The sequence below is a fragment of the Dietzia sp. E1 genome (genome assembly GCF_014145015.1).
In the GTDB taxonomy this organism is placed as follows: domain Bacteria; phylum Actinomycetota; class Actinomycetes; order Mycobacteriales; family Mycobacteriaceae; genus Dietzia; species Dietzia cinnamea_A.
The window spans coordinates 1-18,591 of record NZ_JAALDU010000015.1 but is presented as its reverse complement, the minus strand read 5'-3'; the positions used below and the strand labels follow the sequence as shown (position 1 = coordinate 18,591).

Here is an 18,591-nt window from a genome sequence, read left to right as displayed (position 1 = left end):
GGGGCGGACACCCTGATTGTTCAGCAGTCTCCTAGGTGGTGTGGACGATGAGCACGTCGCAGGTGGCGCGGCGGGCCGCGTCGGCGGGCACCGACCCGAGCAGCCGCCCGGTCAGCGAGTTCAGCCCCTTGTTGCCCACCACGAGAAGATCCGCGCCCACCTCGTCGGCCAGCTTGATCAGCGACTCCACCGGCGCCCCGCGGACCGTGCGCGTCTCGAGCTGCGCGGCCCCGGCGGCGAGAGCGCGCTCGCGGGCGCCCCGGACGATGTCCTCGGCGGGATTGTCCCCACGGATCTGGTAGGCGTCGTCACCCAGCTGATCGGCGGCCTGGCTGACCGACCGCGGGTCGGCGGGCACGTACGCGCAGGCGATCACGAGCGTCGCCCCGGCGTCGGCGGCCAGTCGGGCGGCGCGATCGACGGCGCGGTAGGACGACTCGGAGCCGTCGGTTCCCACCACCACCTTGGTGTAGGCGCTCATTTGCTTCCTCTCCTCGGGAACACGTTGCACACAGCGTAGTCCCAGGCGGGCGCTACCGTGCACGGTAAGCGCGGTCCGCACTGCGGGCCGGGCGCGCGTGGCCGCACCGTCCGGGTCAGTCGATTCCGGCCTCGCGCATCCCCTTGAGCTCTTTACGCAGCTCGGCGACCTCGTCGCGGAGTCGGCCCGCCAGCTCGAACCTCAGGTCCGTGGCGGCCGACATCATCTGCTCGGTCATCTCCTCGATGAGCTTCTCGAGTTCCTTGCGCGGCCGGGCGGCGTCCCCCACCGCACGCGCGCCGAGCAGCTCCGGACGGTCCGCGCCGTCGGCGGTGTCACCGCGCTCCTCCCCGACCCGGTCGAGGATGTCGGCGATCTTCTTGCGCAGGGGCTGCGGGTCGATGCCGTGTTCGGTGTTGTAGGCGATCTGCTTCTCGCGGCGCCGCTCGGTCTCCTCCATCGCGTACCGCATCGAGTCCGTGATGGTGTCGGCGTACATGTGGACCTCGCCGGAGACGTTTCGCGCGGCGCGTCCGATCGTCTGGATGAGCGAGGTGCTCGACCGGAGGAACCCCTCCTTGTCCGCGTCGAGGATCGCCACGAGGGACACCTCGGGCAGGTCGAGGCCCTCGCGCAGGAGGTTGATGCCCACCAGCACGTCGTACTCGCCGCGACGCAGGTCCCGCAGGAGTTCGACGCGCTGCAGCGTGTCGATCTCCGAGTGCAGGTACCGTACCCGCACGCCGAGCTCGAGCAGGTAGTCCGTGAGGTCCTCGGACATCTTCTTGGTCAGCGTGGTCACCAGTACGCGCTCGTCGCGCTCGGCGCGCGCGCGGATCTCGCCGATGAGGTCGTCGATCTGCCCCTTGGTGGGCTTGACGACGATCTTCGGGTCGACGAGGCCGGTCGGCCGGATCACCTGCTCGACGAACTCACCGCCCGTGCGGCCCATCTCGTACGGGCCCGGCGTCGCGGAGAGGTACACGGTCTGTCCCACCCGGTCGGAGAACTCCTCCCACGTCAGCGGCCGGTTGTCGAGAGCCGACGGCAGACGGAAGCCGAAGTCGACGAGGTTGCGCTTCCGGGAGGCGTCGCCCTCGTACATCGCGCCGATCTGCGGGACCGTCACGTGGGACTCGTCGATGACCGTGAGGAAGTCCTCGGGGAAGTAGTCGATGAGGGTCGCCGGCGAACTGCCCGCGGGCCGGCCGTCGATGTGACGGGAGTAGTTCTCGATGCCCGAGCAGAACCCCACCTGCTGCATCATCTCGATGTCGTAGGACGTCCGCATGCGCAGTCGCTGGGCCTCGAGCAGTTTGCCCTGGTTCTCCAGCTCGGCGAGCCGGACCTCCAGCTCCTCCTCGATCGACGCGATCGCCTTGGCCATCCGCTCCGGCCCCGCGACGTAGTGGGTGGCCGGGAAGATGCGCACCTCGTCGACCCGGCGGACCACGTCGCCGGTCAGCGGGTGGATGTAGTACAGCGCGTCGACCTCGTCACCGAAGAACTCGATGCGGACCGCGAGCTCCTCGTACGTGGGGATGATGTCGACCGTGTCGCCCTTGGCGCGGAAGGTGCCCCGGGTCATCGACACGTCGTTGCGCTCGTACTGGACGTCCACCAGCAGGCGGAGCAGCTGGTCACGGTCGACCTCCTGCCCGACCTCCAGGGACACGGACCGGTCGAGGTACGACTGGGGGGTGCCGAGGCCGTAGATGCACGAGACGGAGCTGACCACCACCACGTCCCGCCGCGACAGCAGCGAGGACGTCGCGGAGTGGCGCAGCCGCTCGACGTCGTCGTTGATCGACGAATCCTTCTCGATGAAGGTGTCCGTCTGCGCGATGTACGCCTCCGGTTGGTAGTAGTCGTAGTACGACACGAAGTACTCGACCGCGTTGTTGGGCAGCATCTCGCGCAGTTCGTTCGCCAGCTGTGCCGCGAGCGTCTTGTTGGGCGCCATCACGAGCGTGGGGCGCTGCACCTTCTCGATGAGCCACGCCGTGGTGGCGGACTTACCGGTGCCGGTCGCGCCGAGCAGCACGACGTCGCGCTCCCCCCGCGCGAGCCGCTCGCTCAGCTCGGCGATCGCCGTCGGCTGGTCGCCGGACGGCGTGAACTCGCTGACCACCTCGAAGCGGTTGGTGCTGCGTTCGACGTCGCCGATCGGTCGGAATTCCGAGTACGAGAGGACGGTCGGGTCGGCGGGGATCCCGTCGTCGGGGATCTCGGTCGCGAAGGCCATGCCACCAGCGTACGAGCACTCGCCCACCCCCGCCCACCGGCGATCTCCCGACCGATGTCACAGGCGACAACTACCGTACTGTTGACTCTTCCTCACCTCTCGTCGTGTCGTCTGGAGAACACCGTGGCCCTGAGCCCCCCTCGTCGTCGTACCCATGCTGGTCCTCCCCGCCACCGGGGCGCGCGGTCCCTGGCCGCGGTGACCACGGCCTCCCTCGCGGCCGGGGCGCTCTCCCTCCTCGCACCTGTCGCCTCGGCCGCCCCGTGCGACCCGTGGCCGCCCGCCGGCATCGGCGGCGGGAGCGGTTCCCTCGGCGGCTCCTCCGGCGGCTCGATCGGCGCATTCGGGCGCCCGGCGACACCGTGGCACGACGGCGGGTCCGGCTACATCCCGGTGCTCGAGGGCCGCACCACCACCGTCGAGCTCCTCACCGGGCCCACCAGCCCCAACGACACGGTCGACCGGTTCGGCATCTGGGGCACCGACCTCGGCATCATGTGGGAGAACGGCGGCGCCGGCGGCGAGGACCAGGTGCACATGGCCCTCGGCGACACCATGGGCGACTGCTCGGTGCCGGGCGACCAGTGGCGCAGCAACATCCTCTTCCGCTCGGGCGACCGGACCCTGTCGGACGGCATGCGCATCAAGAACGCGCCCATGGAGCGGCCAGGGATGGCCAAGTCCATCCTCCCCCGGTCGAACATGCCCGGCGAGACGACCGTGATCCCGACCGCCGGCGTCGAGGTGGGTGGCGTCCAGTACCTGCGGTACATGTCCGTGGAGCGCTGGGGCGCGCCCGGCGAGTGGACCACCAACTACTCCGCGCTCGCCCGCTCGGCCGACAACGGCGAGAACTGGCGGCCCGTCTCCGGCACAGCCCGCCGCGGCACGGCGCCGATGCCCCTGCCCGCCGAGCTCGGCGAGGAGTTCACCCGCCACACCGACGGACAGATGAGCGCCTTCCTCAAGCACGAGGGATTCATCTACGAGTACCTCACGCCGTCGGGCCGCAGCGGTTCCGCGCGCCTCGCCCGGGTGCCCGAGGCCTATATCGAGGACATGGACGCCTACGAGTACTGGACCGGCGCCGGCTGGTCCCGGGAGCACCGGGACGCCCGCCCGGTCCTGGGAGCGCCGACCATCAACACCACCGTGAGCGAGCTGTCCGTCACCTACAGCGAGCACCTCGACCGCTTCATCGCGCTGTACAACAACCGCCAGAACAACATCGTCATGGCGCAGGCCGAGAACCCGTGGGGCCCGTGGTCGGGCGAGGACATCCTCGTCTCGTACAGCCAGGTCCCCACCCTCTACGGCGCCTTCGTGCACCCGTGGAGCCCCGCCGTCGAGACCGACGGCGAGAACCTCTACTACACGATGTCCACCTGGGACGCCTACAACGTCTTCCTCATGCACACGGACCTCACCGACATCGCGCCGCGGACCTTCCCGAACCCCAACGCCAGGATGCGCACGACCGACGACAGCTGGACCCGCAACACCCCGGACCCCGCCGAGACCGGTGAGACCGTGCTCGTCAAGCGTCGCGCCCTCCCGGGAGCCTGACGTGGCCCGCTCCCTCCCCCGCCTCGCCGGGGCCCTCACCGCCGCCTCTGTCACCCTCGCCGCCTCGGTCACCGTCATCGGCACCCTCGGCGTCGGGACGGCCTCCGCGGGACCGTGCAGCGAGATGTTCGGCAACTTCGGCTCCCTGCTGGAGCACCGCACCGCCGCCGGGATGGCCACCGGGTCCCTCGGGTCCCTCGGCTCCCTCGGGTCGTCCGGCGACTCCGGGTCGATCGGCTCCACCTCGCGCGCGCTCGGCTCGGCCGACCGCTCCGGGTCACTCGTCCGCGAGTTGGAGACCGGCTCGCTCGGCAACGGACTGTCCGGCTCCCTCGACCCCGTGGTCGGCTCGGTCTACGGGATGCCGCCGTGGATCACCGGCGAGCAGGGCACGGTGCCCGTCCTCCGCGGCCCCACCCGGTTCGAGCAACTCGTCACCGGGCCCACCAGCCCCTCCGAGTCCGTCAGCCGCTTCGGCGTGGGCGGCACCGACCTCGGCATCATGTGGGACAACGGCGATCCCGACGAGCCCCGGGTGCTCATGGCCTTCGGCGACACGATGGGCGACTGCACCGTCCCCGGGACCCAGTGGCGGTCGAACGTCCTGTTCCGATCGGCGGACACCGACCTCACCGACGGCATCACCATCGATTCCGCCGCCATGGGCACCGACGGGCTCGCCAAGTCCATCGTGCCCCGCTCGGGGCTGCCCGGCGAGGTGACCATCATCCCCACCGCGGGCATCGCCGTGAACGGCGTCCAATACCTCCGGTTCATGTCGGTGGCCCACTGGGGCCAGCCGGGGTCGTGGACCACCAACTACTCAGGCCTGGCCTACTCCACCGACGACGGCGAGAACTGGACCGTCGTGCCCTCGATGGCCCGGCCGATCACCGACACCGTCCCGACGGGCGCCGGATCGCCGGGTGTCGACGCCGCGTGGCGCGGCGCGCAGATGAGTTCGTTCCTCACCACCGACGAGCACCTCTACGAGTACCTCACGCCCTCCGGACGCCAGGGCGGCGCGATCGTCGCCCGGGTACGCCTCGACGGGTCGCCGGGCGCCGACGATCTGGACGCCCCCGGCGCTCCGCCGAGCGCGGGCGTGCTCGACCCCGGGGCCTACGAGTACTGGGACGGCACGGAATGGGTGTCGGACGTCCGCGCGGCCCGACGCGTACTACCCGCGCCCGCCAGCGAGATCTCCACCATGTGGAACGAGCATCTCGGCAAGTACACGGCGATGTACTCCCACGGCTTCGACTCGGTGGTCCTGCGCACCGCGGACCGCCCCGAGGGGCCGTGGAGTGCTCCCACCACTCTGGTGGACTACTCGATGCTGCCCGGCGTCTACGGGGCCTTCATGCACCCCTGGGCGCAGGGCGAGGACCTGTACTACCTCGTCACCACCTGGAACGCGTACAACGTCTTCCTCGTACGCACCCGGCTACCGGAGGTGTCCCCGGATCGCTCCCGCTCAGCGCGCGGCGTGGCCCCCGGGCCGCTGGAGACCCAAGTCGTCCGCCGGGTGCCGGTCTCCGAGCTCGTGGACGGGGTCGTCCCCACCGAGTGACCTCTCCGCCTCGCGGCCTCGCGCCGGCGGCCTAGCGACCGCGGCGCGAGGCCTCGCACAACGTGCGCTCGAAGCGACGCGTCTCCTCGCGGTTCGCCCGGCGCAGGATGTCGGAATACTCGGCGCGGGCCCCGGGATCGGCACCGATCACTTCTGCCATCAACAGCGCGAACTCGTGCTCAGGGTCGTCCTCGGCGACCACGGACACCTCCAGTGGGCGCGCGGGGTCGCACCAGTGCAACAACGGCCGCTCGCTGGAACGGTCGCGGACGTAACCCGCGCCGGTGAGCTTGGCGAGCGCGGACTCGACCGCCGGCGCATCGCGCACCGTGACCTGCAGATCGATGACATCCGGCGCGTCGAGTCCGTCGACCGCCGTCGGCCCGACGTGGTCGATGCGCGTGGCGAGCTCGCCCACCACGTGGCGGAGCCGCGCGCACGCCCGCTCGGCCTCGCCGGCCCACTCGGGACGGAACGGGACGACGGTACGGTCCCCGACGACCGGCGTACCGGTCCGTAGATTGTGCTCGAACGGGCTGAGCCTGAGCTCGATGAGGGCGTTGGTCAGATCGATGGTGGTCTGCCGGTCGCCGGAGTTGTCGATCAGGACGTCGGCCACGGCCCGCCTGGCCTCGTCGGTCGCCTGCCTGGCCATCCGGGCTCGGGCGTCCTCCTCCGGCATCCCGCGCTGCTCCACGAGCCGCCGGAGCCGGATCTCGGCCGGGGTGTCGACCACGATCACGAGGTGGTATCCGGGGGCCATCCCGCCCTCGACGAGCAGCGGCATGTCGTGCACCACGATCGCGTCCGTGGGGGCCGAGTTGTAGAGCTCGGCGGTCCGCTCCGCGATGAGCGGGTGGGTGATGGCGTTGAGTGCGGCCGTGCGCTCGTCGTCGACGAACGCCTTGGCGGCGAGGGCGGCGCGGTCGAGCGCACCGTCGGGTCCGAGAATGTCCTCGCCGAACTCGGCGACGAGCATCGCCAGACCGGGACTGCCGGGTTCGACGACCTCGCGCGCGATGCGGTCGGCGTCCACGACCACCGCTCCCGCGTCCGCGAGTACCGCCGTCACCGTTGACTTGCCGGCGCCGATCCCACCGGTCAGACCCACCATCAGCATGGTCTGCAGTCTAGGTGACCGTCCGGCCGCCCGTCCGGGCGGGCGAATCCGGGCGGGCGGCTCCGGGGCGCGGCTCAGGGCGGGCGACTCCGGGGTGCGCGGCTCCGGGCGCGCGAAATAGACCGCGGCCCCGGAGGATACCCACCGTGGTGGGCGACCCTCCGGGGCCGTGGCCGATGCTCTCGGGCGCTCGGGGCGCCGTCAGGCTGCGGCGATCACTCTCCGCCGGCGAGCTTGGCGCGCAGGGCGGCGAGCTGCTCGTCCGAGGCCAGCGAACCGCCGGTGGTCTCGGAGGTGCCGGCGTCGGCAGCCGGACGCGAGGACGGGGCGGATTCCGACGAGTAGTTGGTCGGCGCGGCCTCGGCGGCCTCCGCGGCAGCGGCACGGCCCTTCTCGATCTGGGCCGTGTGCATCTTGTGGCGACGCTCGGCCTCCGCGTAGCGGTTCTCCCACTCCTCGCGCTGCTTCTCGAAGCCCTCGAGCCACTCGTTGGTCTCGGGATCGAAGCCCTCGGGGAAGATGTAGTTGCCGGCCTCGTCGTAGCTGTCGGCCATGCCGTACTTCGACGGGTCGAACTCCTCGGTGTAGTCCTCGTCGGCCTGCTTGAGCGACAGGGAGATACGACGACGGTCGAGGTCGATGTCGATGACCTTGACCATGGCGTCGTCGCCCACGGAGACGACCTGGTCGGGGACCTCGACGTGGCGCTCGGCCAGCTCGGAGATGTGGACCAGGCCCTCGATGCCCTCCTCGACGCGCACGAACGCACCGAACGGGACGAGCTTGGTGACCTTGCCCGGGACGATCTGGCCGATCGCGTGGGTCCGGGCGAAGTGCCGCCACGGATCCTCCTGGGTGGCCTTCAGCGACAGGGAGACGCGCTCGCGGTCCAGGTCGACGTCGAGCACCTCGACGGTGACCTCCTGGCCCACCTCGACGACCTCGGACGGGTGATCGATGTGCTTCCAGGACAGCTCGGAGACGTGGACCAGACCGTCGACGCCGCCGAGGTCGACGAACGCACCGAAGTTGACGATCGAGGACACGACGCCCTTGCGGACCTGGCCCTTCTGCAGCTGGTGCAGGAACTCGGAACGCACGGCGGACTGGGTCTGCTCCAGCCACGCACGACGCGAGAGCACGACGTTGTTGCGGTTCTTGTCCAGCTCGATGATCTTGGCCTCGAGCTCCTGGCCCACGTAGGGCAGCAGGTCGCGGACGCGACGCATCTCCACCAGCGAGGCGGGGAGGAAGCCACGAAGGCCGATGTCGAGGATCAGGCCGCCCTTGACGACCTCGATGACGGTGCCCTTGACGGCCTCGTCCTTCTCCTTGAGCTCCTCGATGGTGCCCCAAGCACGCTCGTACTGGGCGCGCTTCTTGGACAGGATCAGACGGCCGTCCTTGTCCTCCTTGGTGAGGACCAGGGCCTCGACCTCGTCGCCCACCTCGACGACCTCACCCGGGTCGACATCGTGCTTGATCGAGAGTTCGCGCGAGGGGATGACGCCCTCGGTCTTGTAGCCGATGTCGAGCAGGACCTCGTCGCGATCGACCTTGACGATCGTGCCCTCGACGATGTCACCATCGTTGAAGTACTTGATCGTGGCGTCGATGGCGGCGAGGAAGTCCTCAGCGGAGCCGATGTCGTTGACGGCTACCTGCGGGGACGTGGTGTTGGTGGTCATAGGGTGGGGTGCTCCGAGGTGGATAGGAATCGTAGGTGGACGGACTGAACGCGAGCGCGTACGCACGCGACCGTCAACTGTACGCTTCTGCCGTGACGTCCACAAACCCCCCCGGACATGGAGAGTCGGTCCGAGCCTCGCGCTCGTGGTGGGACTCGGAGGCCTCGGACTACCACGAGGAACACGGCGACTTCCTCGGCGCGCACTCCCCCGACGGCGAGTTCATCTGGTGCCCCGAGGGCCTGCACGAGGGCGACTGGCACCTGCTCGGCGACGTGGCGGGCCGCGACGTGCTGGAGATCGGCAGCGGTTCCGCGCCGTGCGCGCGGTGGATCGCCGGGCAGGGTGCCCGCGCCGTGGCCGTGGACCTGTCGGCGGGCATGCTCCGGGTGGGCGCGGAGGCGGCGAGCCGCTCGTCCGGACCGGCGGCCTCCGTGCCGCTGATCCAGGCCGACGCCGGGCGGCTCCCCTTCGCCGACGCGAGCTTCGACGTGGCGTTCTCCGCGTTCGGCGCGATCCCCTTCGTGGCGGACTCGGCGGGCGTGATGGCGGAGGCGGCGCGGGTGCTGCGCCCGGGTGGCCGGTTCGTGTTCTCGGTCAACCACCCGATGCGGTGGATCTTCCGCGACGACCCGGGCCCCGACGGGCTGCAGGCGGTGTTCCCGTACTTCGACCGCTCGCCGTACACCGAGTACGACGACGACGGCGAGCTGTCCTACGTCGAACACCACAGGACGGTGGGTGACAGGATCCGCGAACTGGTCGCCGCCGGGTTCGTGGTTCAGGACCTCATCGAGCCGGAGTGGCCGGAGTGGCTCGACCGGGAATGGGGGCAGTGGAGCCCGCTGCGGGGCGGAATCTTCCCCGGCACCGCGATCTTCGTGGCCTCCCTGCCGTGACACCCGCCGGCCGGGGTCATCCCGGCCGGCGCTCGGCGCGTGCGCTCAGAGGATCTTCGACAGGAAGTCCTTGGTGCGCTGGTGAGTCGGCCTGGCGAGCACGTCGGCGGGCTTGCCGGCTTCCACGACGACGCCGTTGTCCATGAACGCCACGGTGTCGGCGACCTCGCGCGCGAAACCCATCTCGTGGGTCACCACGACCATGGTCATCCCCGCATCGGCGAGCTCCCGCATCACGCCGAGCACCTCACCCACGAGCTCCGGGTCGAGCGCCGAGGTGGGCTCGTCGAAGAGCATGAGCTTGGGGTCCATCGCGAGCGCACGGGCGATCGCGACGCGCTGCTGCTGCCCACCGGACAGCTGCGCCGGGTAGGCGTCGGCCTTGGCGCCGAGCCCGACCATGTCGAGCAGTTCGCGGGCACGCTCGGTGGCCTCCGCCCGCGACTGTCCCTTCACCAGCATCGGTGCCTCGATGACGTTCTCGAGCGCGGTGCGGTGCAGGAACAGGTTGAAGTGCTGGAAGACCATCCCGATGTCGCGGCGCTGGCGGGCCGCCTCCGCGGGCGAGATCTCGTAGAGCTTGTCGCCCTTTTCGCGGTAACCCACCAGATCGCCGTCCACGTAGAGCCGACCGGCGTCGACCTTCTCGAGGTGGTTGATGCAGCGCAGGAAGGTGGACTTCCCCGAACCGGAGGGTCCCACCAGGCAGAGGACCTCACCCGCGGCCACCTCCAGGGAGATCCCCTTGAGCACCTTCAGGGAACCGAAGTTCTTGACCACCTGGTCGGCCTTGACCATCGGCGTCATCGCCTACCTCCGGACGGGTCGGCGGCCTCGGCCGCGGCGAGGGAGGACGGCGTGAGACCGTCCGCGTCGGCGAGCGCGCGCAGTTGCTTGCCGGTGAGCTGGCGGGTCGCCCCGCGCGAGAACCTCTTCTCGAGGAAGTGCTGCCCCACCATGAGAACGCTGGTGATGACGAGGTACCACGTGGCCGCGACCAGGAGGAGCGGGATCGGCTGGAAGTTGACGCCCGAGATGTCGCGCGCCTGACCGTACAATTCCCCGGAGAACGGGATCGCCACGACGAGCGAGGTGGTCTTGAGCATCGAGATGAACTCGTTGCCCGTCGGCGGGATGATCACGCGCATCGCCTGCGGCAGGATCGTGCGCCGCATGGTCTGCCCCCACGTCATGCCGAGGGCGGTAGACGCCTCCGCCTGACCTTCCGGCACCGACGAGATGCCGGCCCGCACGATCTCGGCCATGTAGGCGGCCTCGTTCATCGCCAGGCCCACCACGGCCAACCAGAAGGCCGAGTAGAGCACCATGGTGTCGTCGAACCGGATGAAGTCGATGTCGGTGAAGGGGATGCCGAACTGCACCTGTCGGTAGATGGTGAAGATCAGTCCCCAGAACAGCAGCTGGACGTAGACAGGGGTTCCGCGGAAGATCCACAGGTAGACCCACGCCACGGCCTTGAGCACCGGGTTGGCGCTCATCCTCATGACCGAGAGGATGACGCCGAGAACCACGGCCAGGGTCATCGACAGCACGGTCAGCGCGATGGTGTAGAACACGGCCATCCCGAACCTGGTGTCGAACAGGTAGCGGGCGTACGTGTCCCAGCCGTAGGCCGGGTTGGTCGCCGCCCCCCAGACGAACAGGAAGACCAGGACGAGGACGATCGTCGCCGACACCCAGCGCCACGGGTGCCGTAGCGGTACGGCCTTGATGGGTTCCGGGGCGTCCGCCGCGGGGGCCCCGGCCCCCCTCTCCGCGGTGCTCACCTGGCGTTCCCTCAGCCCTTCCGGATCTCGGCGTCGTCGATCATGCCGTCCTCGACGCCCCAGTTCTGGGCGATCTTCTCGAAGTCGCCGGTCTCGATCAGCTTGTCGGCGGCGGCCTCGAGGGCCGCGGTCAGCTCGGAGCCCTTGCGCACCGGCCAGCCGTACGGGGCCGCGTCGAAGACGTCGCCGGCGAGCTGCATCTTGCCCTCGGACTGCTTGACGGCGTACGCGGTGATCGGCGAATCGGCGGACATCGCGTCGACCTTGCCCAGCGCAACGGCCGTGGAGGCCTCGTCCTGGGAATCGAACTGGACCTTCTCGATCGCGGGCTTGCCGGCGTCGGTGCAGGCCTTGCTCCGAGCGGGCACGTCCTCCTGGTCGGAGACGGTGGTCTGCTGGACGGCCACGCTCAGCCCGCAGGCGTCGTCGGGGTCCACGTCGTTGCCGGCGGCCGACGCCCACTGGATCCCGGCCTCGAAGTAGGTCACGAAGTCGACGGTCTTCAGGCGCTCGTCGTTGACGGTGAAGGACGAGGCGCCCATGTCCATGGTGCCGCCCTCGATCGCCGGGATGATCCGGTCGAAGTCCGACTCGCGGAATTCGGCGCGGAGTCCCATGAGCTGGGCGACGGCGGTCATCACGTCGATGTCGAAGCCGACGATCTCGCCGTTCTCGTCCTTGAACTCGTTGGGGGCGTACGGCGGGTTGGTGCCGATCACGATGACGCCCTTGTCGCGGATCTCGGCGGGCACGAGCGCGGCGATCGACTCGTCGGCCTCCAACGACACCTCTTCGCGGGGCTCCCCCGAATCCTGCGGGCCCTCGGTGTTGGTGGTGCAGCCGGTCAGGGCGAGGGCTGCGGTGGCGGTCATGGCCAGGGCGGCACGCAGGCCGCGCCGTGAGGTGAGGGTCATGTGGGTGCCCTTTCAGGCGTCGGGAAGCCGAATCTGCAATGAACCTAGGGCATACGGGGACCGGCTCAAAACCAATCGACCTGTTCGGGCCCAGTGATCTCTGTCGCGTCGTGGTTCCGTCGCGCCGGTCGCCCCCACCCGCACCGACCCGGTCAGTGGGCGGCGGAGTCCCAGTTCGGACCGGTGCCGGTCGACACGTCCAGCGGCACGTCCAACTCGATCGCGGAGTACATGCGGTCCACCACCAGGCCACGGACCTCGTCCAGTTCGCCGGGCGCCACCTCGAGCACCAGCTCGTCGTGGACCTGGAGGAGCAGGCGACTCTTCAGTCCCCGTGCGGTGAGGTCGGCGTCGACCTTGAGCATCGCGGCCTTGATGATGTCCGCGGCGGTCCCCTGGATCGGCGCGTTGAGGGCCGCACGTTCGGCGTTCTCGCGCTTGAGCCGGTTGTCCGAGTTGAGCTCGGGGAGATAGCGCCGACGGCCGAAGAGTGTTTCGGTGTACCCGTCCTTCCGGGCCTGCTCGACGACCGCTTGGAGGTAGTCGCGGACCCCGCCGAAGCGGGAGAAGTACGCCTCCATCTGCTCGCGCGCCTCGCCCTGGCTGATACCGAGCTGGGCGGCGAGGCCGAAGGCGCTGAGCCCGTAGGCGAGGCCGTAGCTCATGGCCTTGACGCGACGCCTCAGCTCCGGGGTGACCTGGTCGATCGGCACGCCGAACGCCCGGGACCCCACGAACGAGTGCAGGTCCTCGCCGGTGCGGAAGGCCTCGATGAGGCCGGCGTCGCCGGACAGGTGCGCCATGACGCGCATCTCGATCTGGCTGTAGTCGGCGGTGAGCAGGCAGTCGTACCCCTCACCCACGACGAACGAGCCGCGGATGCGCCGGCCGTCCTCGGTGCGGACGGGGATGTTCTGCAGGTTGGGGTCCGTGGAGGACAGACGGCCGGTGGCGGCGACGGTCTGGTTGAAGGTGGTGTGGATGCGTCGGTCGTCGCCGATGGTCTTGATCAGCCCCTCGACGGTCGTCCGCATCTTGGTCGTCTCACGGTGCAGGAGCAGCGCCTCGAGGAAGGCCCGCCCCGGGGTGTCGCCCGTCTCCTTGGCGAGCAGCTCCTCCAGCGCCTTGGCGTCGGTGGTGTACCCGGTCTTGGTCTTCTTGGTCTTGGGCATCCCGAGCGTCTCGAACAGGACCACCTGGAGCTGCTTGGGCGAACCGAGGTTGATCTGCTCGCCCCCGATCGCGGCGTACGCGGCCTCGGCCGCCTGCCGGCCACGGTCGGCGAAGTCGTCGCGCAGTCCGTCCAGCGCGGAGGCGTCGACCGCAATGCCGATGGACTCCATCCGAGCGAGCACCGGCACGAGAGGAAGCTCCATCTCCGCCATGAGGGTGGCACCGTGCACCTGTTCCAGCTCCACGTCCAGGCGCTCGGCGAGGTCGACCACCGCGCGGGCGCGGGTCGCGGCGGCGTCGGCGGCCCTCTGGGCGGCCTCGGCGTCGTCGACCTCGTCGAGGAGCGACAGCTGCTTCTCCGCCGCCTCCGCCTCCGGGAGTTCGCGGCGTAGGTGGCGCTGGAAGAGTTCGGCGAGTCCGTAGCTGCGCTGCCCCGGGCGCACGAGGTACGCCGCCAGCGCGACGTCCATCGTGACGCCGCCGAGACGGAGGTCGCGCCCCATCAGCGCGTGGGTGGCGGCCTTGGCGTCGTGGACCGCCTTGTAAACGGCGTCGTCCCCGAGCCAGCCCTGGAGGGCCTGCTCGTCGTCGGGTCCGATCGCCGCGGGGTCGAGGTGGGCGGAGGCGCCGTCCGCGGCGGCGATGGTGATGGTCTGTGCGTCACCGGCGCCGGGCCGGGAGGGGCCGACGACGACGAGGCCGTGCCGCTGCCCGGCCGGCGCGTGCGCTGCGAGCCAGTCCGAGACCTCGCCGGCGTGCAGGAGCGCCGCCTGCTCGAGCTCGACCTCGGCGGCGGGCTCCGGGGCTCCCTCGGGTAGGAAAGCCGACAGGAAGCGGTCGCGGGCCTGGGGCCCGAATTCCAACCGGTCGAACAGTGCGTTGACATCGCCGCGCTCCGGGGTGGAGCGGACCAGGTCGGTGAGCTCGACGCCCAGGTCCAGGTCCCGGGTGAGCTCGGTGATCCGGCGGTTGAGCTGGACCTGCGGAAGGTGTTCGCGGAAGCTCTCCCCCACCTTGCCCTTGATCTCGTCCGCGTGAGCGATGAGCTCGGACAGGCTGCCGTACTGGGTGATCCACTTGGCGGCGGTCTTGTCGCCGACCTTCGGCACCCCCGGCAGGTTGTCGGAACTGTCGCCGCGCAGCGCGGCGACGTCCGGGTACTGGGCCGGCGTGACGCCGTACTTAGCCTCGACCGCCTCGGGTGTGAAGCGCGCGAGCTCCGAGACGCCCTTGACCGGGTAGAGCACGGTGACGGCGTCGGAGACGAGCTGCAGCGCGTCGCGGTCACCGGTACAGACGAGGATCCGGGCGTCGTCCGAGTGCGCGGCGCCCGTCGCGAGCGTGGCGATGATGTCGTCGGCCTCGTGCCCCTCGAGCGAGAGCGTCCGTACCCCGAGGGCGGCGAGCGCCTCCTGGATGAGTTCGATCTGCCCCTTGAACTCCTCCGGGGCGGCCGAACGGGTCGACTTGTACTCGGGGTACTCGGCCGTGCGGTGCAGCGTGGCCCGTGAGACGTCGAACGCCACGGCGAGGTGGGTGGGCTCCTCCTCGGTGACGAGATTGGCCACCATCGACAGGAAGCCGTAGACGGCGTTGGTGTGCTGACCGGACGCGGTGGAGAAGTTCTCCGCCGGCAGCGCGTAGAACGCCCGGAACGCCAGCGAGTGCCCGTCCAGCAGCAGCAGCCTCGCCGGCCCCTTCCCTTGGGCGGCGGAAGCGGGGGCGGCGGTGGTGGCGTCTGTGGTTTGGCTCGTGGTGCTCACACGGCCACTCTAGGGCGGGCGTCGGACAGACGCTCATCGGTCGTCGGTTAGACTCACCGACCAGCGGCTCGCCGCGCTCGCCCCCGTAGCCCAATTGGCAGAGGCAACGGATTCAAAACCCGTCCAGTGTCGGTTCGAGTCCGACCGGGGGCACCACCTCGCCGCACCGTTCCGCACCGTGGCCGGAGCGCTACGCCGTTCAGCACCCACCCCAGGGAGCTATCCCTCGACGTCGGTCTTGAGGTTGGTCAGCAGCTGGTGCTGGATGCGCTTGAGGCCGGCCGGCGCGAAGGTCCGCTCGAAGAACCCGCCCACTCCCCCGGCTCCGTCCCAGGACGTGGTCATCTCGACGAGCGAGCCGCCCGTGGCCTCGCGGACGGTGTACGTGGTGGCCATGGACGAGTTCTCGTCCTTCTCCACGAGCGACCAGTGCGCGCCCGCGTCGTCCACCGTCACGGTCGCCTTGACGTCGCGATTGCGCTTCTTCGTCGCCTGCAGGTTCCAGGCCGCGACGGTGCCGTGGCCCTGCCCGCCCTCGATCAGTCGGTAGGCGCTGAACTGCTCGGGCTGAATCCGCGGCCGGACCCGGGCGTAGTCGGCGATCGCCGTGGTCACGGCGTCGACCGGTGCCTCGATGACGATGGTGTTGGTGGCGGTGACCCTGGCCATGTCGGTGACTCCTCCTCGTGGGTCCGACCCTCTCGCACCCGACGCGGTCGCGAGGGTGGCGCCCAGTGGACGCGTCAGACCACTCCCATCCTGCCCGACGTCGGCGGTCCGTATCGGCCCGCCGAGCGGTGGGTCTGACAGCCGGTCGGCCCGCCGGGACGGGACCGGCCCGCGGCGACACCACCCGGCGTCACACCGGGCGGGCCACCGCGGGCCGGCTGGTTCTGCGCGGGGTATCAGTGCCCGCGCCTGATCCACTCCTCGAGGTGCGGGGACTCGTCCCCGACCTTCGTGCCGTCACCGTGACCGGTGTGCACGAGGGTCTCCGCTGGGAGCGTGAGGATCCGCTCGCGGATGGAGGTGATGATCGTCGGGAAGTCCGAGTACGAGCGCCCGGTGGCGCCCGGCCCGCCCGAGAACAGCGTGTCGCCCGAGAACAGGACACCCGCCTCGGGAACGTGGAACACGCACGAGCCCGGCGAGTGCCCGGGGGTGTTCATCACGTCGACGCGGGTGCCCGCGATCTCGAACTGCTGACCGTCCTGCAGCTCACGGTGGGACACGTCGGGATGCGTCTCGTCCCACAACATCTTGTCGCCCGGGTGCACGAGGATCGGCGCATCGAACTTCTCGGACAGCTCGGGGGCGACGGTGATGTGGTCGTTGTGGGCGTGCGAGCACAGGATGCCCTTGACCTTCCGCCCTCCGACGGCGTCGATGATCGGCTGGGCCGTGTGGGCCGCGTCGATCACGAACACCTCGGAGTCGTCCCCGAGGATCCAGATGTTGTTGTCCACCTCCCATTCGCCGCCGTCGAGCGCGAAGATCCCGCTCGTGACGACCTTCTCGATACGCAGTCCACCGGCGTAGCCGGCGCTGGTGTAGGTCTCACTCACAACGTCACCACCGATCGCAGTACGGAACCGGACTTCATGGCGTCGAACGCCGCCTCGACGGCGTCGATGCCGATCCGCTCGGAGACGAACTTCTCCAGCGGGAGTCGACCCTGCAGGTGCAGGTCGACGAGCATCGGGAAATCCCTCTCGGGCAGGCAGTCGCCGTACCAGGAGGATTTGAGGGACCCGCCGCGGCCGAAGAAGTCCAGCAGCGGGAGCTCGAGGCGCATCTCCGGCGTGGGGACGCCCACGAGGACGACCGTACCGGCGAGATCGCGCGCGTAGAACGCCTGCTCGTACGTCTCCGGCCGGCCGACCGCGTCGATCACGACATCTGCGCCGAAACCGCCGGTGGACTCCCGGATCGCGGCGACGGGGTCCGTGGAGGTCGAGTTGACCGTGTGGGTCGCCCCGAAGTCCTTGGCCCACTCGAGCTTGGTGTCGTCGATGTCCACCGCGATGATCTCGGAGGCGCCCGCGAGTCGCGCGCCGGCGATCGCGGCGACGCCCACACCGCCGCACCCGATCACGGCCACGGACTGGCCGCGGGTGACCTTGCCGGTGTTGATCGCGGCACCGATGCCGGCCATCACGCCACAGCCGAGCAGACCGGCGACCGCCGGATCGGCGGACGGATCGACCTTCGTGCACTGGCCCTCGTGGACCAGCGTCTTGTCGATGAACGCCCCGATACCGAGAGCGGGCGTGAGCGCGGTGCCGTCGGTGAGGGTCATCGGCTTCGACGCGTTGTGGGTGTTGAAGCAGTACTCGAGCTGCCCGCGCTTGCAGGCACGGCACTCACCACACACCGCGCGCCAGTTGAGGACGACGTAGTCACCCTCGGCCACGTGCGTGACGCGGTCCCCGACGGTCTCGACGACTCCCGCGGCCTCGTGACCGAGGAGGAAGGGGTACTCGTCGTTGATGCCGCCGTCCCGGTACGCCAGATCGGTATGGCAGACGCCACACGCCTGCACCCGAACGATGACATCGTTGGGCCCCGGATCGGGCACCACGACATCGACCAGTTCGACCTCGGCACCCTTGCTGCGGGCGATGACGCCCTTCACGGTCTGCGACATGGATCGCCTCTCGATTAGATGTGGATACTCCCCACCCACTCTGTCAGAAGCGCACGGAGCCCGGCCGCACAAAGCGATGCGCCCCGCCTCCTTCAGGGGAGGCGGGGCGCAGTGCGTGCGTGAGCCGGGATGGCCCGGTCAGACGGCGAGGCCCTCGCGATCAGACCGCGATGCCGTTGGCGCGCAGCCACGGCACGGGATCGATCCACTGGCCGGCCGGGTTCCGCACACCGAAGTGGAGGTGCGGCCCGGTGGAGTAGCCACGGTTGCCGACCGTCCCGATGACCTGGCCGGCGTTGACCCGCTGCCCCACGGAGACGTAGTTCTGATCGTTGTGGCCGTACTCGAGGAGGTGCCCGTCGTCGGTCTGGATGCGGATCCACAGGCCGTACCCGGACGCCGGCCCGGCCGCGACGACGGTGCCCGACTTGGCGGCGAACATCGGGGTGCCGATCGGGGCGCCGAAGTCCGTGCCGTTGTGGAACGTGCCCCAGCGCGGGCCGAAGCCGGAGGTGATCGGGCCGTAGGTCGGGGCGTGCGCACCACCGGCGGCCGGGAGGCCGAGCGAACCGAACATCGCCGGGTCGATCGCGTACTCGCGCAGCTGCTCGGGGGTGAGTCCGATGCCCTGGACGACACCCTGCGCCATCTCGGTGAGCTGGTCCACGCCGATCTCGGCGGACTGCGCGGACGCGGCGGGGGCGGCGGCGAGGGCCGCGCCGCCGGTGAGGGCCG

Annotated in this window: 15 protein-coding genes and 1 tRNA gene; 4 read left to right on the top strand and 12 right to left on the bottom strand. The window is 70.0% G+C overall.

The window, feature by feature from the left end:
• Positions 1 to 31: 31 nt before the first annotated feature.
• Complete coding sequence (locus G6030_RS00790) at positions 32 to 481, bottom strand: universal stress protein (protein WP_182641893.1); 450 nt, start codon at positions 479 to 481, stop codon at positions 32 to 34.
• Between the two features lie 115 nt (positions 482 to 596).
• Positions 597 to 2,726 carry an excinuclease ABC subunit UvrB gene (gene uvrB / locus G6030_RS00785; protein ID WP_182641892.1) on the bottom strand — a complete coding sequence of 710 codons (2,130 nt, stop codon included), beginning with the start codon at positions 2,724 to 2,726 and terminating at the stop codon, positions 597 to 599.
• Between the two features lie 198 nt (positions 2,727 to 2,924).
• Here uvrB and G6030_RS00780 point away from each other — a divergent pair, with 198 nt between their 5' ends.
• Complete coding sequence (locus tag G6030_RS00780; RefSeq protein WP_182641891.1) at positions 2,925 to 4,292, top strand: DUF4185 domain-containing protein; 1,368 nt, start codon at positions 2,925 to 2,927, stop codon at positions 4,290 to 4,292.
• Position 4,293: 1 nt separating this feature from the next.
• Complete coding sequence (locus G6030_RS00775) at positions 4,294 to 5,865, top strand: DUF4185 domain-containing protein (protein WP_182641890.1); 1,572 nt, start codon at positions 4,294 to 4,296, stop codon at positions 5,863 to 5,865.
• Between the two features lie 31 nt (positions 5,866 to 5,896).
• Here G6030_RS00775 and coaE read toward each other — a convergent pair whose 3' ends face one another.
• Complete coding sequence (gene coaE, locus G6030_RS00770; RefSeq protein WP_182641889.1) at positions 5,897 to 6,985, bottom strand: dephospho-CoA kinase; 1,089 nt, start codon at positions 6,983 to 6,985, stop codon at positions 5,897 to 5,899.
• A gap of 215 nt (positions 6,986 to 7,200) precedes the next feature.
• Positions 7,201 to 8,673, bottom strand: coding sequence for a 30S ribosomal protein S1 (gene rpsA, locus G6030_RS00765; RefSeq protein WP_182641888.1), 1,473 nt, complete (start codon positions 8,671 to 8,673; stop codon positions 7,201 to 7,203).
• Positions 8,674 to 8,765: 92 nt separating this feature from the next.
• Between rpsA and G6030_RS00760 the strand changes: the two genes are divergently transcribed.
• A complete protein-coding gene (locus G6030_RS00760; protein ID WP_223210248.1) occupies positions 8,766 to 9,572 on the top strand; it encodes a class I SAM-dependent methyltransferase in 807 nt (268 codons plus the stop codon).
• 45 nt (positions 9,573 to 9,617) lie between these two features.
• Here G6030_RS00760 and G6030_RS00755 read toward each other — a convergent pair whose 3' ends face one another.
• The 4 genes from G6030_RS00755 to polA form a co-directional block, all read right to left on the bottom strand.
• Positions 9,618 to 10,379 carry an amino acid ABC transporter ATP-binding protein gene (locus G6030_RS00755; RefSeq protein ID WP_061228777.1) on the bottom strand — a complete coding sequence of 254 codons (762 nt, stop codon included), beginning with the start codon at positions 10,377 to 10,379 and terminating at the stop codon, positions 9,618 to 9,620.
• Positions 10,376 to 11,359 carry an amino acid ABC transporter permease gene (locus tag G6030_RS00750; protein WP_007632846.1) on the bottom strand — a complete coding sequence of 328 codons (984 nt, stop codon included), beginning with the start codon at positions 11,357 to 11,359 and terminating at the stop codon, positions 10,376 to 10,378. Before G6030_RS00750 ends, G6030_RS00755 begins: the two co-directional genes overlap by 4 nt.
• Positions 11,360 to 11,370: 11 nt before the next feature.
• Entirely contained in the window at positions 11,371 to 12,273 is a 903-nt protein-coding gene (locus G6030_RS00745) for an ABC transporter substrate-binding protein (protein WP_007632845.1), read from the bottom strand.
• A gap of 152 nt (positions 12,274 to 12,425) precedes the next feature.
• The gene (gene polA / locus G6030_RS00740) at positions 12,426 to 15,209 is read right to left on the bottom strand and encodes a DNA polymerase I (protein WP_182641886.1); all 2,784 of its coding nucleotides are present in this window, start codon (positions 15,207 to 15,209) and stop codon (positions 12,426 to 12,428) included.
• A gap of 79 nt (positions 15,210 to 15,288) precedes the next feature.
• Between polA and G6030_RS00735 the strand changes: the two genes are divergently transcribed.
• A tRNA-Leu gene (locus G6030_RS00735) sits at positions 15,289 to 15,365 on the top strand.
• 63 nt (positions 15,366 to 15,428) lie between these two features.
• Here the strand turns inward: G6030_RS00735 and G6030_RS00730 are convergent.
• From G6030_RS00730 to G6030_RS00715, 4 genes are all read right to left on the bottom strand, one after another.
• Positions 15,429 to 15,878, bottom strand: a complete 450-nt coding sequence (locus tag G6030_RS00730) for an SRPBCC family protein (RefSeq protein WP_182641885.1) — start codon at positions 15,876 to 15,878, stop codon at positions 15,429 to 15,431.
• 236 nt (positions 15,879 to 16,114) lie between these two features.
• Positions 16,115 to 16,774, bottom strand: coding sequence for an MBL fold metallo-hydrolase (locus G6030_RS00725; protein ID WP_182641884.1), 660 nt, complete (start codon positions 16,772 to 16,774; stop codon positions 16,115 to 16,117).
• Positions 16,771 to 17,856, bottom strand: coding sequence for an S-(hydroxymethyl)mycothiol dehydrogenase (locus G6030_RS00720; protein WP_061915614.1), 1,086 nt, complete (start codon positions 17,854 to 17,856; stop codon positions 16,771 to 16,773). Before G6030_RS00720 ends, G6030_RS00725 begins: the two co-directional genes overlap by 4 nt.
• Before the next feature lie 160 nt (positions 17,857 to 18,016).
• The coding region (locus tag G6030_RS00715) for a M23 family metallopeptidase (protein ID WP_182641883.1) at positions 18,017 to 18,591 on the bottom strand (575 nt) is incomplete at its 5' end.

What these genes read in the sequence shown, in the direction of transcription:
- G6030_RS00755 (WP_061228777.1), bottom strand. Translation starts at nt 10,379, where the DNA reads ATGACGCCGATGGTCAAGGCCGACCAGGTGGTCAAGAACTTCGGTTCC.
- G6030_RS00790 (WP_182641893.1), bottom strand. Translation starts at nt 481, where the DNA reads ATGAGCGCCTACACCAAGGTGGTGGTGGGAACCGACGGCTCCGAGTCG.
- G6030_RS00730 (WP_182641885.1), bottom strand. Translation starts at nt 15,878, where the DNA reads ATGGCCAGGGTCACCGCCACCAACACCATCGTCATCGAGGCACCGGTC.
- rpsA (WP_182641888.1), bottom strand. Translation starts at nt 8,673, where the DNA reads ATGACCACCAACACCACGTCCCCGCAGGTAGCCGTCAACGACATCGGC.
- coaE (WP_182641889.1), bottom strand. Translation starts at nt 6,985, where the DNA reads ATGCTGATGGTGGGTCTGACCGGTGGGATCGGCGCCGGCAAGTCAACG.
- uvrB (WP_182641892.1), bottom strand. Translation starts at nt 2,726, where the DNA reads ATGGCCTTCGCGACCGAGATCCCCGACGACGGGATCCCCGCCGACCCG.
- G6030_RS00720 (WP_061915614.1), bottom strand. Translation starts at nt 17,856, where the DNA reads ATGTCGCAGACCGTGAAGGGCGTCATCGCCCGCAGCAAGGGTGCCGAG.
- G6030_RS00745 (WP_007632845.1), bottom strand. Translation starts at nt 12,273, where the DNA reads ATGACCCTCACCTCACGGCGCGGCCTGCGTGCCGCCCTGGCCATGACC.